The organism is Pseudomonas flexibilis, from assembly GCF_000806415.1.
Classification (GTDB): Bacteria; Pseudomonadota; Gammaproteobacteria; order Pseudomonadales; family Pseudomonadaceae; genus Serpens; species Serpens flexibilis.
Map to the genome: position 1 here is coordinate 437,406 of NZ_JTAK01000001.1, position 18,978 is coordinate 456,383.

16 protein-coding genes and 1 pseudogene are annotated in these 18,978 nt (G+C 66.6%); 16 read left to right on the top strand and 1 reads right to left on the bottom strand.

All coding sequences use genetic code 11. The features are described from left to right. The first annotated feature begins 41 nt into the window (after positions 1–41). From PT85_RS02175 to PT85_RS18430, 16 genes and pseudogenes are all read left to right on the top strand, one after another. Complete coding sequence (locus PT85_RS02175) at positions 42–947, top strand: peptidylprolyl isomerase (protein ID WP_039605802.1); 906 nt, start codon at positions 42–44, stop codon at positions 945–947. Positions 948–998: 51 nt separating this feature from the next. After that, the gene (gene moaA, locus PT85_RS02180; RefSeq protein WP_039605803.1) at positions 999–1,985 is read left to right on the top strand and encodes a GTP 3',8-cyclase MoaA; all 987 of its coding nucleotides are present in this window, start codon (positions 999–1,001) and stop codon (positions 1,983–1,985) included. 244 nt (positions 1,986–2,229) lie between these two features. Next, positions 2,230–3,603 (top strand): oxygen-independent coproporphyrinogen III oxidase, encoded by a 1,374-nt coding sequence (gene hemN / locus PT85_RS02185; RefSeq protein ID WP_407681065.1) that lies wholly within the window; start codon positions 2,230–2,232, stop codon positions 3,601–3,603. A gap of 350 nt (positions 3,604–3,953) precedes the next feature. Beyond that, a complete protein-coding gene (locus PT85_RS02190) occupies positions 3,954–4,931 on the top strand; it encodes an IS110 family RNA-guided transposase (protein WP_039605805.1) in 978 nt (325 codons plus the stop codon). Between the two features lie 151 nt (positions 4,932–5,082). Further along, complete coding sequence (locus PT85_RS02195; RefSeq protein ID WP_039605806.1) at positions 5,083–5,523, top strand: CopD family copper resistance protein; 441 nt, start codon at positions 5,083–5,085, stop codon at positions 5,521–5,523. A gap of 162 nt (positions 5,524–5,685) precedes the next feature. Further along, positions 5,686–7,818 (top strand): transcriptional regulator NosR, encoded by a 2,133-nt coding sequence (gene nosR / locus PT85_RS02200; protein WP_234702654.1) that lies wholly within the window; start codon positions 5,686–5,688, stop codon positions 7,816–7,818. 59 nt (positions 7,819–7,877) lie between these two features. After that, positions 7,878–9,764 (top strand): TAT-dependent nitrous-oxide reductase, encoded by a 1,887-nt coding sequence (gene nosZ / locus PT85_RS02205; protein WP_027591322.1) that lies wholly within the window; start codon positions 7,878–7,880, stop codon positions 9,762–9,764. Between the two features lie 106 nt (positions 9,765–9,870). Then, complete coding sequence (locus tag PT85_RS02210; protein WP_039605807.1) at positions 9,871–11,175, top strand: nitrous oxide reductase family maturation protein NosD; 1,305 nt, start codon at positions 9,871–9,873, stop codon at positions 11,173–11,175. Further along, positions 11,172–12,092, top strand: a complete 921-nt coding sequence (locus PT85_RS02215) for an ABC transporter ATP-binding protein (protein ID WP_027591324.1) — start codon at positions 11,172–11,174, stop codon at positions 12,090–12,092. The genes PT85_RS02210 and PT85_RS02215 overlap by 4 nt, the downstream gene beginning before the upstream one ends. Next, positions 12,089–12,919, top strand: a complete 831-nt coding sequence (locus PT85_RS02220) for an ABC transporter permease (RefSeq protein WP_027591325.1) — start codon at positions 12,089–12,091, stop codon at positions 12,917–12,919. Before PT85_RS02215 ends, PT85_RS02220 begins: the two co-directional genes overlap by 4 nt. A 33-nt stretch (positions 12,920–12,952) precedes the next feature. Then, positions 12,953–13,513 (top strand): nitrous oxide reductase accessory protein NosL, encoded by a 561-nt coding sequence (locus tag PT85_RS02225; RefSeq protein ID WP_039605808.1) that lies wholly within the window; start codon positions 12,953–12,955, stop codon positions 13,511–13,513. Between the two features lie 10 nt (positions 13,514–13,523). Beyond that, positions 13,524–13,682 carry a twin-arginine translocase TatA/TatE family subunit gene (gene tatA / locus PT85_RS02230; protein WP_027591327.1) on the top strand — a complete coding sequence of 53 codons (159 nt, stop codon included), beginning with the start codon at positions 13,524–13,526 and terminating at the stop codon, positions 13,680–13,682. A 745-nt stretch (positions 13,683–14,427) separates the two neighbouring features. Beyond that, on the top strand, positions 14,428–15,618 hold the full coding sequence (locus PT85_RS02235) for an NnrS family protein (protein ID WP_039605809.1): 1,191 nt from the start codon (positions 14,428–14,430) through the stop codon (positions 15,616–15,618). 89 nt (positions 15,619–15,707) lie between these two features. Further along, the gene (locus PT85_RS02240) at positions 15,708–16,451 is read left to right on the top strand and encodes an SDR family NAD(P)-dependent oxidoreductase (protein WP_039605810.1); all 744 of its coding nucleotides are present in this window, start codon (positions 15,708–15,710) and stop codon (positions 16,449–16,451) included. Between the two features lie 339 nt (positions 16,452–16,790). Continuing rightward, a pseudogene (locus tag PT85_RS18425) lies at positions 16,791–17,096 on the top strand (methyl-accepting chemotaxis protein); the annotation flags it as partial. Between the two features lie 72 nt (positions 17,097–17,168). After that, the gene (locus tag PT85_RS18430) at positions 17,169–17,546 is read left to right on the top strand and encodes a CZB domain-containing protein (RefSeq protein WP_234702661.1); all 378 of its coding nucleotides are present in this window, start codon (positions 17,169–17,171) and stop codon (positions 17,544–17,546) included. A 12-nt stretch (positions 17,547–17,558) separates the two neighbouring features. On the opposite strand, the gene mapR is transcribed toward PT85_RS18430, so the two are convergent. Then, positions 17,559–18,962, bottom strand: coding sequence for a GntR family transcriptional regulator MpaR (gene mapR / locus PT85_RS02250; protein WP_039605812.1), 1,404 nt, complete (start codon positions 18,960–18,962; stop codon positions 17,559–17,561). Between the last annotated feature and the right edge of the window lie 16 nt (positions 18,963–18,978).

Here is an 18,978-nt window from a genome sequence, read left to right on the forward strand (position 1 = left end):
GGCCGGGCCCAGCCCGGCCCCAACCAGCGAGGAACACGAACATGGCATGCGGATGTGGTGGAAGTGAAAGCGGCGGCGGCTGCGGCGGACAGGCCCACGCCGAGCCGGTGGTGCAGCAGATGCCCGAGGCGGTCGCCCCGGTCGAACTGATCGCCAGCAGCGACCAGGAATGGCCGCGCATCAGGGTCAACGGTGTGGTCATCACCCCCGAAGCGATGGCCCGGGAAATCCAGTACCATCCCGCGCCCAGTCGCGACGATGCGCTCTATCTCGCCTGCCAGGCGCTGGTGGTCCGCGAGCTGCTGCGCCAGCGCAGCGCCGAGCTGGGCATCCCGGTGGCGCCGGTCGCCGGGGAGAGCGAGGAAGAGGCGGCGACCCGCGAGCTGGTGCAGCGCGAGGTACCGGTGCCGCAGGCCGACGAGTCGACCTGCCGGCAGTACTACGAACGCAACCGCGCGCGTTTCGCCAGCGCGCCGCTGGTCATGGCCCGGCATATCCTGCTGGCTTGCCCGCCGGACGACGCCGAGGCGCGCAGCGCCGGCCGCGAACAGGCCGACGCGCTGCTGGCCGAGCTGCGCGGCGCACCGCACCGTTTCGCCGACCTGGCGCGGGCCCACTCGGCCTGCCCGTCGAAGGAGCAGGGCGGGGCGCTGGGACAGATCAGCCAGGGCCAGACCGTGCCCGAATTCGAGCGCCAGTTGCTGCGCCTGCCGGTCGGCCTGGCGGCCCAGCCCCTGGCAAGCCGCTACGGTTTTCATCTGGTGGAGGTCGAACAGCGCATCGAAGGGCGCCAGTTGCCCTACGAGGCAGTGGCCGAAGCCATCCGCGCTGAGCTGGATCAACGGGTCTGGCAGGTGGCGGTGGCACAGTACCTGCGGTACCTGGTGGGCGCGGCGGATATCCAGGGCATACACTTGGAAGGCGCCGAAACGCCGCTGATGCAATAGCGGCTTTAATGCAGTAATGCCTGTCGGCCACCCGAAGCCAGAGGAACGATCATGAGCACTTTGCAAGACGGCTACGGACGCGGCATCGAGTACCTGCGGTTGTCGGTGACGGATCGCTGCGACTTCCGCTGCGTGTACTGCATGGCCGAGGATATGACGTTCCTGCCGCGCCAGCAGGTGCTCACCCTGGAGGAGATCCAGCGGATCGCCGCGCTGTTCGTGGCCAACGGCACCCGCAAGATTCGCCTCACCGGCGGCGAGCCGCTGGTGCGCAAGGGCATCGTCGAGCTGTGTGGCAAGATCGCCGCGCTGCCCGGCCTGCGCGAACTGGTGATGACCACCAACGGCTCGCAACTGGTGAAGATGGCCCGGCCGCTGGTCGACGCCGGCGTGAAGCGCCTGAACATCAGCCTCGACAGCCTGGACGCGGAGCGCTTTCGCGCCATCACCCGCGTGGGCGACCTGCGCCAGGTGCAGGCCGGCATCGACGCCGCCCGCGCGGCCGGCTTCCAGCGCATCAAGCTCAACACCGTGGCCATGAAGGGCCGCAACGCGGACGAGATCCCGGACCTGGTCGCCTATGCCGTGGAGCGCGGCCTGGACATCACCTTCATCGAGGAGATGCCGCTGGGCGACGTGGGCCGCTCGCGGGGCGAGAGCTACTGCTCCAGCGATGAAGTGCGCGAGATCATTGCCAGCCGCTACACGCTGATCGACAGCGCCGAGCAGAGCGGCGGACCGGCACGCTACGCACGCCTGAAGGAGTTTCCGGAGAGTCGCATCGGCTTCATCTCGCCGCATTCCCACAATTTCTGCGCGACCTGCAACCGCGTGCGCCTGACCGTGGAAGGCCGCCTGCTGCTGTGCCTGGGCCACGAGAATTCCATCGACCTGCGCGCGCTGCTACGTCGCTACCCCACCGACGATCAGCCGCTGCTCGACGCCGTGCGCGCCGCGCTGCAACGCAAGCCGCTGCGCCACGAGTTCAACCTCGACGAGGTGCAGGTGGTGCGCTTCATGAACGCCACGGGCGGGTAGGGCGGACAACAGCTCGCGGACAAGTCCGCTCCCACAGGCCCTGCGCCTTACCCCCCCGTTGACCATGGTCAAGTCCCGCTGCCATCAGGCCCGTTACCCTGCGCATATCTTCCGGCCGGTCGCCTGTTTTGCGGATCGGCCCTCTGACCGGCCATAATCCGGCCCATCCAGCAGTGAGGCGGTCGCGCGAGCGGCGGTCTTCGATGTACCACTTTCCTTTCAAGGCGGGTCGAACGTGGACCACATGACTTTCAACCGAGCCCTGGTCGAGAAATACGATCGCCCGGGCCCGCGCTACACCTCCTATCCCACCGCGCCGCAGTTCCACGAGGCTTTCGCCGAGGACGACTACTTCCAGGCCGCCGCAGCCAGCAACAAGGCGTCGGCGCCCAAGCCGCTGTCGGTGTACATCCATATCCCGTTCTGCCAGAGCCTCTGCTACTACTGCGCCTGCAACAAGATCATCACCCAGAAGACCCACCGCGCCGTCGAATACCTCGACTACCTCAAGCGCGAGATCACCCTGCAGGGCAAGCTGTTCGACAAGTCCCGCAAGCTCACCCAGCTGCACTTCGGCGGCGGCACGCCCACCTACCTGACCAGCGAGCAGCTGGGCGAGGTGATGGACGCCCTGCACGAGGCGTTCAACATGGATGACAGCGACAACCACGAATTTTCCATCGAGGTCGACCCGCGCACCATCAGCCCCGAGCGCATCCACACGCTGCGCCAGCAGGGCTTCAACCGCCTGAGCTTCGGCGTGCAGGACTTCGACGAGCAGGTGCAGGCCGCCGTCAACCGCATCCAGAGCGAACAGCAGGTGCGCGACCTGATCGAGGCCGCCCGCGCCGCGCGCTTCAAGTCGATCAGCGTGGACCTGATCTATGGCCTGCCGCTGCAGACCGTGGAGAGCTTCGACGCCACCCTGAGCAAGATCATCGCCCTGCGTCCGGACCGCATCGCCGCCTACAGCTATGCGCACCTGCCCGAGCGCGTGCGCGCCCAGCGGCTGATCCGCCCGGAGGACATGCCGCCGCCCGAGCGCAAGATGGAACTGCTCGAGCTGACCATCCGCCGCCTGACCGACGCCGGCTACGTGTACATCGGCATGGACCACTTCGCGCTGCCGGACGACGAGCTGACCCTGGCCCGCGCCAACGGCACGCTGCAGCGCAACTTCCAGGGCTACTCGACCCACGGCGACACCGACCTGATCGGCCTGGGCGTGTCCTCCATCGGCAAGGTGGGCGACAGCTACAGCCAGAGCGTCAAGCTGCTTTCCGAGTACTACGCGCGCCTGGACCAGAACCGCTTGCCGGTGCAGCGTGGCTACACATTAAGCGCCGACGACGTGCTGCGCCGCGAAGTGATCCTGGCGCTGATGTGCCACAACCGTGTCGACTTCGCGCCGTTCGAGCGCGCGCACGGCATCGTCTTCCGCGAGTACTTCGCCGATGCGCTGGCGCAGCTGATGGAGATGGTCGAGGACGGGCTGGTGGAAATCCACGACGACGCCATCGTGCTGCTGCCGCAAGGGCAGTTGATGATGCGCAACGTGGCGATGACCTTCGACGCCTACCTGGGCAAGCAGACCGTGCGCTTCTCGCGCACCGTCTAAGCGGTGGGATGGTAGGGCGGTCAAGGCATCGCCTTGGCCGCCGGGCGCGGCGTCGGGGTCACCTCATTGGCGGCCACCGCATCGGCGGCCGGAAAGGCGCCGACCGCCCTTGTATCTCGACTACCGACCTTTTTGAGGCGATAGTCCCCGACTGATCATCGGGGGAAGGGAGTGCAAGACGCGACCGCCCTAGGGCTTCGAGCCTGCGACGTAGAGAGTTCTGCCTCCTTCCACACTCATCCGCCAAGTCCGAACGGTATCCAGGGCCTGCCCGTGGCGTGAGCTCGCATAAGCAAGGTTGGACCGGATGCAGTGATGATCCTGTCATCGTTTCATTCCAGGAGTTCAACATGGTCGCCGTTGTGGGCATCGACGTTGCCAAACACACCTTCGATATCGCCACCCTCCAGCCCAACGGCAAGTACCGCACACGCAGCAGGCTGGCCAACGATCCCAGCGGCTTTGCCCAGTTGTGCGAGTGGCTGGAGAAACACGCCGGACCCGATGCCTGGACCGTCATGGAGGCGACCGGCATTTACCACGAGGCATTAGCCACCTGCCTGTTCGAGCGGGGCTATCGCGTCAGCGTGGTCAATCCGACGCAGACCGCCGCCTATGCCAAGACTCAGCTGTCGCGGGGCAAGACCGACAAGACGGATGCCAAGCTGATTGCCGGCTTCGGTCAGGACCAACTGGCCAAATCGCGGCTGCGACTCTGGCAACCTGAACCGCCGGCCCAGAAGCGCCTGCGTGCGCTGGTGCGCCGTCTGGCGGACCTGCGCGAGATGGAACAGATGGAGCGCAATCGCCTGGAGAGCGCCGACGCGAATATTCAGGACTCGATCCACACCGTGCTGCGCCACATCGAGGAGGAAATCCGCCGCACCCTGAAGGCCATCGAGGATCACATCGACAACGATCCGGACCTGCGCCAACGCAAGGAGCTGCTGACCAGCATCAAGGGCTTCGGCGACCAGACAGCCGCCCTGCTACTGGGCGAACTGGGGGATCCGCTGGCGTTTCGCAGCGCCAAGGCCGTGGCGGCCTTTGCCGGGCTGACGCCCCGGCCAGACCAATCGGGGGAGTATCAAGGGCCGACGCCCATCTCGCGCATCGGCTCGGGCTTCCTGCGCAGCCGGCTGTACATGCCGGCCATCTCGGCCATGCAGCACAACCCCGCCATCAAGGCCCTGGCGGAGCGCCTGAGGAGCCGTGGCAAGCGCGGCAAACAGATCGTCTGCGCGGCGATGCGCAAGCTGCTGCACATCGCCTATGGAGTACTCAAATCCGGCCAGCCCTTCGACCCCAAACTGGCGCTTGCGCGGTAGGGAGCAAGACGGTATCTACGGTCAGTGCGGATGCAACGGTTTGTGTGACGCCGTTCGCATTTAACGGCACTCGCTTGACCCCGGTCATTCACCCGTCGCACTCCAGCGGTCAAGGTAGGTCCACTAGGCGTCGCCGCCGTAAGGAATGCCCATGACCTACACCCTGCTGCACATCCTGCACCTGCTGAGCGCCATTTTCTTCGTCGGCACGCTGTTCGTCGAAGTGGCCATGCTGGCGCAGGCCAAGCGTTCACTCGAACCCGTGGCCCGCGAAACCTTCGAGCGCGCGCTGGGGGCCCGTTCGCGGGTGGTGCTGCACTGGGTAGTGCTGTTCGTCTATGGCGCCGGCATCGGCCTGGCCTGGTTCCACCGGGGCGCCCTGGCGGACCCGTTCGCCAGCAGCTTTGGCCTCATGCTGAGCCTGAAGATCCTGCTGGCCATCGGTGTTTTCCTCTCCTTCGGCCTGGTCGCCATCCTGCTGCGCCGAGGTCGGATGAGCCCGGCACGCTATCACAGTCTTCACGTTGTGATCCTTGCGCAGATGGTCGCCATTGTTCTGCTCGCCAAAGGCATGTTCTATCTGGCCTGGTAAGGCGTGTCTGCGACCCTGCGTCACACCCCGGCGCACGTGCTTCTTGATTGATATCAAGCGTGCCTCATGTCAGTGGGACCTACCATGACCATACAGAAACCAGCATTTGGTAAGACCATGATTTATATGGGTTTTTGGCTTGAAAGGGTGCGTCGCGCAGGAATGCCGGCGTTATTTTTCCTGCTGCTGATGGCGCTGGGAGCGCCGCAGATGGTTCAGGCCAAGGACTACGGCGCGCTGGAGCGCGAGCGCATCGACCTGGTCTTCCCGGAGGCGACGGCCGTGTCCGAGCCGGAAGGCGACTACGGCGTGCGCACCATCCGCCAGGGGGACGAGGTGCTCGGCTACGCCTTCCAGAGCATCCGCGTCACCGACATGCCGGCCTACTCCGGCAAGCCGATCAACCTGCAGATCATCCTCGACGCCACGGCGACCATCCGTGATGCCTACATGCTCGAACACCACGAACCCATCGTGCTGATCGGCATTCCCGAGCAGAAGGTCCACGACTTCAACGCCCACTACACCGGCATCAAGGTCGACCAGCGCGTGGTAGTCGGACGCTCCGGCGACAAGAGCGCGGTGACCATCGACGCCGTGACCGGCGCCACCGTGACGGTGATGGTGATCAACGAGATCGTCATGCGTTCCGCGCACACCGTGGCGGTGGACCTGGGGCTGATCGAGGCGGGCGCCAGCGCGCGGCCGAAGATCGCCCTGGTACGTGACGTCTACCAGCCGAGCAACTGGACCGAGCTGACCGGCAACGGCGCCATCCGCCGCATGCACCTGACCCGCGGCCAGGTGGACGATGCCTTCATCGGCACCGAGGCCGAGGGCGTCGAGGTGGCCGCGCCGGAGCAGCGTGACGAGACCTTCATCGACCTGTACGCCACCCACCTGAATGTGCCCACCATCGGCCGCAACTTGCTGGGCGAGCGCCAGTACGCCGAGCTGATGGCCGAACTCAAGCCGGGTGAGCACGCCTTCGCGGTGCTGGCCAATGGCGAATACTCCTTCAAGGGCTCGGGCTACGTGCGCGGCGGCATCTTCGATCGGGTGCAGCTGCGCCAGTTCGGCGACATCATCAGCTTCCGCGACCTGGACTTCATCCGCCTGTCCGACGTGTACGCCGAAGGCATGCCGGACTTCTACGAGATGGCGATCTTCATCGCCCGCGAGCAGTACCGCTTCGATCCGGGCTCGGCCTGGAACCTGGAACTGCTGGTGCGCCGCCAGGTCGGTCCGGTGGAGAGCATCTTCACCAGCTTCGAGATGCCCTACCTGATGCCCGAGGACTACATCGAGCGGCCGCCGCTGACCGCCGAGGAGCTGGCCGCCATCGAGGAAGCCAACCGTCCGCTGTGGGTCAACATCTGGTACCAGAAGAGCTTCCAGATCGGCGTGCTGTGCGCCGCCCTGGGCCTGCTGACGGTGATCCTGTTCCTGCAGGACAAGTTCACCCAGAAGCCGCAGTTCCTGCACTGGCTGCGTCGCGGCTACCTGATCTTCACCGTGGTGTTCATCGGCTGGTACGCCCTGGGTCAGCTGTCGGTGGTCAACGTGCTGACCTTCGTCCACGCGGTGTTCCAGGACTTCCGCTGGGAGCTGTTCCTCACCGACCCGATCATCTTCATCCTCTGGGTGTTCACCGCCGCCAGCATCCTGCTGTGGGGCCGGGGCGTGTTCTGCGGCTGGCTGTGCCCCTTCGGCGCCCTGCAGGAACTGCTCAACGAGCTGGCACGCAAGATCAGGATCCCCCAGTACGAGCTGCCCTTCGCGGTGCATGAGCGCCTGTGGGCCATCAAGTACATCATCCTGCTGGCGCTGTTCGGCATCTCCCTGGAATCCATGATGCTGGCCGAGAAGGCCGCCGAGGTGGAGCCGTTCAAGACCGCCATCACCCTGAAGTTCGACCGCCAGTGGTGGTTCGTGCTCTACGTGGTGATCCTGCTGGTCGTGAACCTGTTCACCCGCAAGGTCTACTGCCGCTACATCTGCCCGCTCGGCGCGGCCCTGGCGGTGCCCAGCAAGTTCCGCCTGTTCGACTGGCTCAAGCGTCGCAAGGAATGTGGCAACCCCTGCCAGCTGTGCGCCGTGGAATGCGAGATCCAGGCGATCCACCCGGATGGGCACATCAACCACAACGAGTGCCACTACTGCCTCGATTGCCAGATGACCTACCACAACGACAACAAGTGTCCGCCGCTGATCAACAAGCGCAAGAAGCGCGGCAAGAAGGCTGCTCCGGACGCTCCCGAACTGATTCCCGCTGTACAGGTGACTGAACCCTGAGCCTTGCTCGCGCGAGGTTCGGGAAAGGCGAAGTGTTGTACCCATAGGAGCAAAACCCCATGAGCGACAAGCAAAACGAAAAGGAAGTGAAGGGCGGTCTCAGCCGTCGTGGCTTCCTCGGCGCCAGCGCCGTGACCGGTGCCGCGGTGGCGGCCACTGCCTTCGGCGGCGCGGTGATGTCCCGCGAAACCTGGGCAGCCGCGGTCAAGGAAGCCAAGAACAAGGTGCATGTGGCACCGGGCGAGCTGGATGAGTACTACGGCTTCTGGTCAGGCGGCCACCAGGGCGAAGTGCGCGTGCTGGGCATCCCGTCCATGCGCGAGCTGATGCGCATTCCGGTGTTCAACACCGATCCGGCCACCGGCTGGGGCATCACCAACGAAAGCCGCAGCATCATGGGTGAGTACTACCCGAACGGCGACTGCCACCACCCGCACATCTCGATGACCGACGGCCGCTACGACGGCAAGTACCTGTTCATCAACGACAAGGCCAACACCCGCGTCGCGCGTATCCGTCTGGACATCATGAAGACGGACAAGATCACCAGCATCCCGAACGTCCAGGCCATCCACGGCCTGCGTCTGCAGAAGGTGCCGCACACCAAGTACGTGTTCTGCAACGGCGAGTTCTTCATTCCGCACCCGAACGACGGGTCCAGCTTCGACCTGCAGGCCGACAACAGCTTCACCTGCTTCAGCGCGGTGGACGCCGAGACCATGAAGGTGGCCTGGCAGGTCATCGTCGACGGCAACCTGGACAACACCGACGCCGACTATACCGGCCGCTTCGCCGCCTCCACCTGCTACAACTCCGAGCGCGCCCTGGACCTGGGCGGCACCATGCGCAACGAGCGTGACTGGGTGGTGGTGTTCGATGTGCACGCCATCGACAAGGCCATCAAGGACAAGAAGTACGTGATGATGGACGGCGTGCCGGTGGTCGACGGCCGCAAGGCCAAGAACAGCCCGTTCACCCGTTACATCCCGGTGCCGAAGAACCCGCACGGCTGCAACACCTCGCCGGACGGCAAGTATTTCATCGCCAACGGCAAGCTATCGCCGACCTGTACCGTGATCGCCATCGACAAGCTGCCCGACCTGTTCGCCGGCAAGCTGAAGGACGAGCGCGACACCGTGGTCGCCGAGCCGGAACTGGGCCTCGGCCCGCTGCACACCACCTTCGACGGTCGCGGCAACGCCTACACCACCCTGTTCATCGACAGCCAGCTGTGCAAGTGGAACATCGATGAAGCCATCCGCGCCTACAAGGGCGAGAAGGTCAACTACATCAAGCAGAAGCTGGACGTGCACTACCAGCCGGGCCACAACCACGCCTCGCTGACCGAGTCCCGCGACGCCGACGGCAAGTGGGTGGTCGTGCTCTCCAAGTTCTCCAAGGACCGCTTCCTGCCGGTCGGCCCGCTGCACCCGGAGAACGACCAGCTGATCGACATCTCCGGCGACGTGATGAAGATCGTCCACGACGGTCCGACCTTCGCCGAGCCGCACGACTGCATCATGTGCCGTCGCGACCAGATCAAGACCAAGAAGATCTGGGACCGCAAGGATCCCTTCTTCGCGGACACCGTGGCCCGTGCCAAGAAGGACGGCGTCAATCTGGAGACCGACAACAAGATCATCCGCGACGGCAAGAAGGTCCGCGTGTACATGACCTCCATGGCACCGTCCTTCGGCATCACCGACTTCACCGTCAAGCAGGGCGATGAAGTCACCGTGACCATCACCAACATCGACCAGATCGAGGACGTGTCCCACGGCTTCGTGATGGTCAACCATGGTGTGAGCATGGAAATCAGCCCGCAGCAGACCTCTTCGGTCACCTTCACCGCCGACAAGCCCGGGGTGTTCTGGTACTACTGCAGCTGGTTCTGCCACGCGCTGCACATGGAGATGATGGGCCGCATGATGGTGGAAAAGGCCTGACGGCCGGGCGAGGGCCGGACGGCTGAATGTCCGGCCCTTGCCGTGTACGCGGCCGGCGCTGATGATCGCCGGCCGCCTCCCCGCCTGACCCTGAAGAGGTATCGAGTTGCTCAGATCTCAGGCTGTACACGGGGCGCTGTGTGCCCTCCTGTTCTTCGCGGGGTCCGCGCTGGCGAACCCGCGCCCGATTACCGACCTGCCGCTGCGCGCGGAAGGCGACAACCGCTGGACGCTACCGGCCGGCGAATATGTCGGCAACTTCCGCATCGACCGGCCCCTGCACCTGCGTTGCGAGCCTGGCGCCGTGTTCAGCGCGGCGGGGCAAGGCAACGCGCTGTCCATCGGTGCCAGCGACGTGCTGGTCGAGGACTGCGACCTGCGCGACTGGGGCCACAACCTCACCGACATGGACTCGGGCATCTTCATCGAAGGCGGCGCCAAGGGCGTGACCCTGCGCAACAATCGCCTGCGTGGCGTCGGCTTCGGCATCTGGGCCGACCGCTCGGAAAACGTGCACATCCTGGACAACCAGGTCCACGGCGAGCCTTCGGTGCGCTCCCAGGACCGTGGCAACGGCATCCACCTGTTCATCGTGAAAGGCGCCGTGGTGGCCGGCAACCAGGTGCGCGAAACCCGCGACGGCATCTACATCGAGACCTCCAACGGCAACCGCATCGAGAACAACCTGCTGGAAGACCTGCGCTACGGCATCCACTACATGTTCTCCAACGACAACCATGTGACCGGCAACATCACCCGCCGCACCCGCACCGGCTACGCGCTGATGCAGAGCCGCAAGCTGACGGTGATCGGCAACCGCTCCGAGCATGACCGGAACTACGGCATGCTGATGAACTACATCACCTACTCGACCATCAAGGACAACTTCGTCACCGACGTGCAGGCCGGCGACACCGGCGGCGACAGCATGATCCAGGGCGGCGAGGGCAAGGCGCTGTTCATCTACAACTCGCTGTTCAACGTCATCGAGCACAACCACTTCGAGCACAGCAACCTGGGCATCCACCTCACGGCCGGCTCGGAGGACAACCGCATCGTCGACAACGCCTTCGTCGGCAACGAACAGCAGGTCAAGTACGTGGCGGTGCGTACCCAGGAATGGTCCGCCGACGGGCGCGGCAACTACTGGAGCGACTACCTGGGCTGGGACCGCAACGACGACGGCCTGGGCGACGTGCCCTACGAGCCGAACGACAACGTCGACCGGCTGCTGTGGATGTACCCGCAGGTGCGCCTGCTGATGAACAGCCCCGGCATCGAACTGCTGCGCTGGGTGCAGCGCGCCTTCCCGGTACTGAAGTCCCCCGGCGTGCAGGACAGCTTCCCGCTGATGCAACTGCCCACCGAAACCTTGTTGAAGAAAGAACCCGCACAGGAGCCGCTGTCATGAAGGCCGTCGATATCCAGGGCGTCAGCCAGCGCTACGGCAGCATGACCGTGCTGCACGATCTGTCCCTGCAGCTCGCCGAAGGCGAGGTGCTCGGGCTGTTTGGCCACAACGGCGCCGGCAAGACCACCACCATGAAACTGATCCTCGGCCTGCTCGCCCCCAGCGAGGGCCAGGTGCGCGTGCTGGGCCAGGCGCCGAACGATCCGCAGGTGCGCCGCAGCCTGGGCTACCTGCCGGAGAACGTGACGTTCTACCCGCAGCTCACCGGCCGCGAGACGCTGACCCACTTCGCCCGCCTGAAGGGCGCCGACCTGTCCCAGGTGAACGCGCTGTTCGAGCAGGTGGGCCTGGCCCACGCCGCCGACCGCCGGGTGAAGACCTATTCCAAGGGCATGCGCCAGCGCCTCGGCCTGGCCCAGGCGATCCTTGGCACGCCGCGCCTGCTGCTGCTCGACGAGCCCACCGTGGGTCTCGACCCCATCGCCACCCAGGACCTCTACCGGCTGATCGACCGCCTGCGCCAGCAGGGCACGGCGGTGATCCTCTGCTCCCACGTGCTGCCAGGCGTGGAGGCGCACATCAACCGCGCGGTGATCCTCGCCAAGGGCCGCCTGCAGGCCAGCGGCAGCCTGGCGGCGCTGCGCGCCGAGGCCGGTCTGCCCGTGCGCATTCGCGCCAGCGGCCTGGCCCAGAGCGACGGCTGGGTGCGCCGCTGGAGTGAGGCGGGCCATGCGGTGCAGGCCATGGGCGAGGCGGGCCTGGAGGTGCAGGCGCACAACGGCCACAAGGTCGAGCTGCTGCGCGAGCTGCTCGGCGAAGCGCAACCCCATGATCTGGAAATCCTCCAGCCCTCGCTGGAAGACCTGTACCGCTACTACACGACCCGCGCCGACGTTCGCGAAGAGGGCAGACCATGAACCCGATCTGGAATATCGCCAGCAAGGAACTCAGCGACGGCCTGCGCAACCGCTGGCTGCTGGCCATCAGCCTGCTGTTCGCCGTGCTTGCCGTGGGCATCGCCTGGCTGGGCGCCGCGGCGGCCGGCACCGTGGGCTTCACCTCGATTCCCTCGACCATCGCCAGCCTGGCCAGCCTGGCCACCTTCCTGATGCCGCTGATCGCGCTGCTGCTGGCGTATGACGCCATCGTCGGCGAGGACGAGGGCGGCACCCTGATGCTGCTGCTCACCTACCCGCTGGGGCGTGGCCACATCCTGCTCGGCAAGTTCGTCGGCCACGGGCTGATCCTGGGCCTGGCGGTGCTGATCGGCTTCGGCTGCGCTGCGGTGGCCATCGGCCTGCTGGTGGAGGATGTCGACCTCGGCATGCTGTTCTGGGCTTTCGGCCGCTTCATGCTGTCCTCGACCCTGCTTGGCTGGGTGTTCCTGGCCATCGCCTACGTGCTGAGCGGCAAGGCCAGCGAGAAGTCCACCGCCGCCGGCCTGGCGCTGGGCGTGTGGTTCCTGTTCGTGCTGGTCTTCGACCTGGCGCTGCTCGGCGTGCTGGTGCTCAGCAAGGGCGCGTTCAGTCCGGACCTGTTGCCCTGGCTGCTGCTGCTCAACCCCACCGACCTGTACCGGCTGATCAACCTGGGCGGGTTCGAGGGGGGCGCCAATGCCATGGGCGTGATGGCCCTGGGCAACGACCTGCCCATGCCCACCGCCGCGCTCTGGCTGTGCCTGCTGTTGTGGGTCGGCCTGCCGCTGGCGCTGGCCTGGCGGGTGTTCAAGCGCCGCCAGGTGTGATCCGTTTTCTTTGAGTGCCCCTAGGAGTCCCGAATGAAGTCCCTGTACCTGAGCGGCGCCCGCGCCCTGTCCATCGCTGTGCTGAGCTTCGGCCTGGTCGCCTGTGGCGGCGAGGAAGAAATTGCCAAGACCTTCGACCCGGTGGCTTTCCACCCGGATGACGAATGCCACGTGTGCGGCATGATCATCGAGGAATACCCCGGCCCCAAGGGGCAGGCGGTCACCGACAAGCAGGCCCGCAAGTTCTGCTCGGTGGCGGAAATGTTCGGCTGGTACCTGCAGCCGGAAAACCAGCACCAGAACTTCACCCTGTACGTGCACGACATGCAGCACGGCAGCTGGGATGAGCCTTCCGACGAGCACCTGATCGACGCCAGGCAGGCCTACTTCGTGGTCGCCAGCACCCTGCAGGGCGCCATGGGCGCCGCGCTGGCCAGCTTCGCCGACGAGCATGCCGCCCAGCAGTTCGCGGCCGAGCAGGGCGGCCAGGTGCTGCGCTTCGCCGACATCGACCAGGCCCTGCTGCAAAGCGCGGCCGGTACCATGCACGGCATGTCCCATGGCATGTCCCACGGCATGCAACAACATCACTGAGGAATTCCCCATGTTTGGCATCAGCATCTGGCAGCTCCTGATCATCCTGTTGATCGTGGTCATGCTGTTCGGCACCAAGCGCCTGAAAAGCCTGGGCTCCGACGTGGGCGAGGCGATTGGCGGCTTTCGCAAGTCGCTGAAGGACGACAAGGAAGGCAGCGCCTCGTAGGGCGGACAACGCTTCACCTGTCCGCCGCCTGGCACCCCGCCAATACCTTGTTCGGCGGACAAGAACGACGTTGTCCGCCCTACGTCTTGCGGCCCCCGTAGGGCGGACAACGCTTTACCTGTCCGCCGTCCGGGCGCCCGCCGATACCGTGTTTGGCGGACAAGAACGACGTTGTCCGCTACGTCTTGCGGCCCCCGTAGGGCGGACAACGCTTCACCTGTCCGCCGCCTGGCACCCCGCCGATACCGCTGTCTGGCGGACAAGAGCGACGTTGTCCGCCCTACGTCTTGCGACCCCGTAGGGCGGACAACGCTTCACCTGTCCGCCGCCTGGGCGCCCGCCGATACCGTGTTTGACGGACAAGAACGACGTTGTCCGCTACGTCTTGCGGCCCCAGGGCGGACAACGCTTCACCTGTCCGCCGCTTGGCACCCCGCCGATACCGCTGTCTGGCGGACAAGAACGACGTTGTCCGCCCTACGCCCTACGCCCTGCGGCGCCTCTCAAGTTGCCTTCTTTTTTCCGAAGCTGATTGCAATCAAGTCGCAACGATACGCCCGCCCGGTAAAAATACGTCACCGCGACCGGTTTCCGGCGCGGCATGTGAGTCCCGTCTTTAGTGAACCGTTGGGTCTGCTCGATTTTGCGCACGGACGCTCGCCAGGTTGTCGCCTGGCGCCGTGCCCTCGTGCCGACCCGCGGTCGCTAGCGGTAGCGGGCGCAACAGCTTGTCAGGAGGCCTGCCATGCAAGTCATCGATCGGCGCAAGGCGCTGAGTATTCCGCCCATCTGGCGCTTGGCCTTCCGGCCGTTCTTCCTCGCCGGCAGCGTCTACGCGCTGTTTGCGGTTCCCCTGTGGATCCTGGCCTGGGGCGGCCTGATCCCCGACTGGCAACCGGCGGGCGGCTGGCTGGCCTGGCACCGTCACGAGATGGTCTTCGGCTTCGCCACCGCCATCATCGCCGGCTTCCTGCTCACCGCCGTGCAGACCTGGACCGGCCAGCCGAGCCTGTCCGGCAAGCCGCTGGCGGTCATCGCACTGATCTGGCTGGCCGGGCGTCTCGGCTGGTTGCTCAACCTGCCGCTGGTGGTACTGATTCCCCTGGACCTGCTGTTCCTCGTCGCCCTGGCCGTGCAGATGGCCCGCTTGCTGCTGGCCGTGCGGCAGACGCGCAACTACCCGATCGTGGTGGTGCTCAGCCTGCTGGCCGCCGCCGATGCGCTCACGCTGGCCGGGCTGGCCAACGCCCAGGACGCCTGGCAGCGCCAGGGCAGCATGGCCGGCCTGTGGCTGGTGGGCGCGCTGATGACGCTGATCGGCGGCCGGGTGATTCCCTTCTTCACCCAGCGCGGACTCGGGCACGTCCAGCAGGTCAAGGCCTGGCCCTGGCTGGACTGGTCGCTGCTGGTCGGCACCGCGCTGATCGGCGTGCTGCATGCCTTCGGCTGGGCGCTGCAGCCGCAGGCGCTGATCGGCGTGCTGTTCCTGGCGCTGGCCGCCGGGCACCTGCTGCGCCAGGCGCGCTGGTACGACACCGGCATCTGGAGCGTGCCGCTGCTCTGGTCGCTGCACCTGGCGATGTTCTGGCTGGTGGTGGCCTGCGCGGGGCTGGGGCTCTGGCACCTGGGCGTGCTGCAGCTGTCCAGCCCCTGGCTGCACGCCTTCACCGTCGGCTCCCTGGCCGGCCTGATCCTGGCGATGATCGCCCGGGTCACCCTCGGCCACACCGGGCGGCCGCTGCAGCCGCCGGCCGGCATGGCCGCCGGTTTCATGCTGCTCAACCTGGGCACGGTTGCACGGGTATTCCTCACCCAGACCTGGCCGCTGCACGGCATGTGGCTGGCGGCGGCCTGCTGGGCCCTGGCCTTCGGCATCTATGCCTGGCAGTACGCGCCGATGCTGTGCCAGACGCGGGTCGACGGTCATCCCGGCTGAGTCGACCGGTTCTTTCCTGATTGTTCGCCGCCCGCGCTGCGGGCGGCCTGACCGAGCCCCGGTGCCAGCACCGGAAGCGGGAGGTGGTGATGAAGATCGAATTGGAGAATCGCCTGGCGGTGATCACCGGAGCCAGCTCCGGGATCGGCCTGGCCCTCTGTCGGTTGCTGCTGCAGGGCGGTGCCCGGGTGCTGGCGTTTTCCCGCACCCCGGGCGGCCTTGACGAGCTGCTGTCGGTCTACCCGGACCAGCTCGTCTGGCAGCCGGGCGACGTGACCAGCCAGGAAGACCTGCAAGGCCTGGCGCAACGGGCGGCGAGCCTGGGGCCGGTGGATTTCCTGGTGCCCTGCGCGGGCCATGTGGAACTGGCCAGCGCGCTGGACCTGGCCGCCCAGGAGCGCCAATGGGCCGTGAACGGCGCCGGCGCGCTGAACACCCTGGCGGTGCTGGCCAATCAACTGGCGACCCAGTCGTCGGTGGTATTCCTCGGCAGCTTCCTGTCGCGCTGCACCTTCGCCGGGCTGGCCGGACACATCGCCGGCAAGGCCGCGCTGATGGCCCAGGCGCGCAACCTGGCGAAGGAGTTCGCGCCCCTGCAGGTACGCATCAACATGGTGTCGCCGGGGCCGACCGCCACCGGCTTCTGGGAGCAACTGGGCCTCAACGACGACGAGCTGGATGCCCTGGCCGAACAGGTCGGCCGCCGGCTGTTGCCCGGCCATTTCCTCGAGGCCGCCAGTGTGGCGCGGGTGATCGTGTTCCAGCTCAGCGAAGGCGCCCGTGGCGTCTATGGCCAGGACTGGGTGGTGGACAACGGCTATACGCTGGGTTGATGACGCATGTTCAAGTGGAAGCGGGAAGCCGCCCAGTGGCGGGATGAATGCACCCGCCTGCGCGGTGAGCGGGATGCGCTGGCGCAGCGTGTACGGGCGCTGGAAGAGGCTCAGGCGGCGGCACGCGAGGCCGTCCGGCAGCAGCAGCGCCGGCAGGCGTTCCAGCAGGGCCTGGCCGGTCATCTGTCCAGCTTCGGTGACTCGATGGGGGCGCTCGGCGACTCCTTCGACTACCTGGCCGGCCAACTGGCGCGTGACCGCGGCGATGCCGACCGGGTCGCCGAGGCGGCGCTGGACAACCAGCGCCAGTTCGACGTGCTGCAGGACCGGGCCTCGGACATGGAGAGCGGCCTGCACGAGGCGGCTCGCCAGGTGGAGGCACTGACCGGACGTTCCCGGGAGATCAACCGCATCGTCGAGTTGATCGCCGGCATCGCCGCACAGACCAACCTGCTGGCCCTCAACGCGGCCATCGAGGCGGCGCGCGCCGGCGAAGCCGGGCGGGGGTTCGCCGTGGTGGCCGGCGAGGTGCGCCAGCTGGCGGAAAAAAGCGCCCAGGCCACCCAGGAAATCGTCGCGCGCATCGGCGAGGTGCAGAGCAACATCGACGAGGTCAACCAGTGCATCGAGGCGCAGGGCCGCCAGGCCCGGGGCTTCAGCGACACCACCGGCGCGGCAGTGACGGCGATGCACGGGCTGCATGCGCTGGCGCTGCGCATGCGCCAGGGCATCGAGGCGTCCGCCCGCCGCGCGGCCATCGAACGCGCCAACCTGGATGAGCTGGGACTGAAGTTCGTCGTCTACAACCACCTGCTGGGCAACGGCGCCGACACGCCGCAGCTGCCGGATGAGCACGCCTGCCGCTTCGGACAGTGGTACTACGCCGAGGATCGTCGCGACCGCGAGGGCGCGCTCCGGCAGATCGAGGCACCGCACACCGCCGTGCACGACGAGGCCCGGGCCGCGCTGGCCGCCTACGATCGCCAGGCCCTGGAGGACGCCCTGCGGCACCTGGGCGGCATGGAGCAGGCCAACCGCGAGGTGATGCGCATCGTCAACCAGCTGGTGGCGGAGCGCGAAGCGCACGGTGCCTAGGGGGCATCGCCGTCAGAAGGAATGCAGGATGCGCCCCAGCACGTCCATGGCCCGCTCATGGGCGGCGCTCCACGGATGGCCGTGGTTGAGCCGGGCACAGTGGCCGAAGCCCTGGCTGGCGGAGAAGATCGGCCCCGGCGCCAGGCTGATGCCCTGGGCCAGCGCCAGTTTGAACAGCACGAGCGCGTCGACCTGTTCGGGGAATTCGAACCACAGGAAGTAGCCGCCGGTGGGCTGGGTGACCCGCGTGCCCGCCGGGAAGTGCCGCGCCGCCGAGGCCAGCATCGCGCCCTGCTGCGTTTCCAGCGCGTGGCGCAGGCGCCGAAGATGCCGGTCGTAGCCGCCATGCTGCAGGTAATCGGCGATCGCCGCCTGGGCGGGAACCGACGGCGACAGGGTGGTCATCAGCTTGAGCTTGGCGATGCGCTCGGCATAGCGCCCGGCCGCCACCCAGCCGACCCGGTAACCCGGAGCCAGGCACTTGGAGAACGAGCTGCAATGCAGCACCAGCCCCTCGTCGTCGAAACTCTTCACCGGTCGGGGCGGCTGGTTGCCGTAGTATAGCTCGGCATACACATCGTCCTCGATCAGCGGCACCTGGTGGCGCTTGAGCAGCTGGCAGAGTGCGCGCTTCTTGTCGTCGTCCAGGCTGGCGCCGAGCGGGTTCTGCAGGCTGCTCATGAACCAGCAGGCGCGGATCGGCATCCGCTCCAGGCGCTCGGCCAACTGGTCGAGATCGATGCCGGTGCGCGGATGCACGGGAATCTCCACGGCCTTGAGCTGGAGGCGTTCCAGTACCTGCAGGCAGGCATAGAAGGTCGGCGACTCGATGGCCACCAGATCGCCCGGCTGGGTGACGCATTGCAGGGCCAGGTTGAGGGCTTCCAGCGCGCCATTGGTGATGACCAGTTCCTCCAGCGGCAACATCACGCCATGCACCATGTAGCGCAGGGCGATCTGCCGGCGCAGGTCGGCATTGCCGGCGGTCATGTCGGCAATCACCTCGTGGGGCGACAGGTGGCGCAGGGCGTGGGCCATGGAGCGCGCCAGGCGTGGCAGGGGAAACAGGTCGGGGCTGGGAAAGGCCGAGCCGAACGGCACCGTGTGCGGGTCCTTGAGCGAGCCCAGCACCGAGAACACCAGTTCGCTGACGCCGACCTCGGTGGCCTGCGCCGACGGCGGCCCCGGCTCGGGCATCGGCAGCGGGCCCTGCTCGCGCACGTAATAGCCCGAGCGCGCCCGGGCCTGGATCAGGCCCCGGTCCTCCAGCAGGTAATAGGCCTGGAACACCGTGGACGGGCTGACGCCGTAGGTGCGGCTGGCATGCCGCACCGAGGGCAGCTTTGCGCCAGCGGCCAGCACGCCGGTGTGGATGAGTTCGGCGATCTCGTCGGCGAACTTTTCGTAGCGCTTCATGCGGTCCTGATCCGTT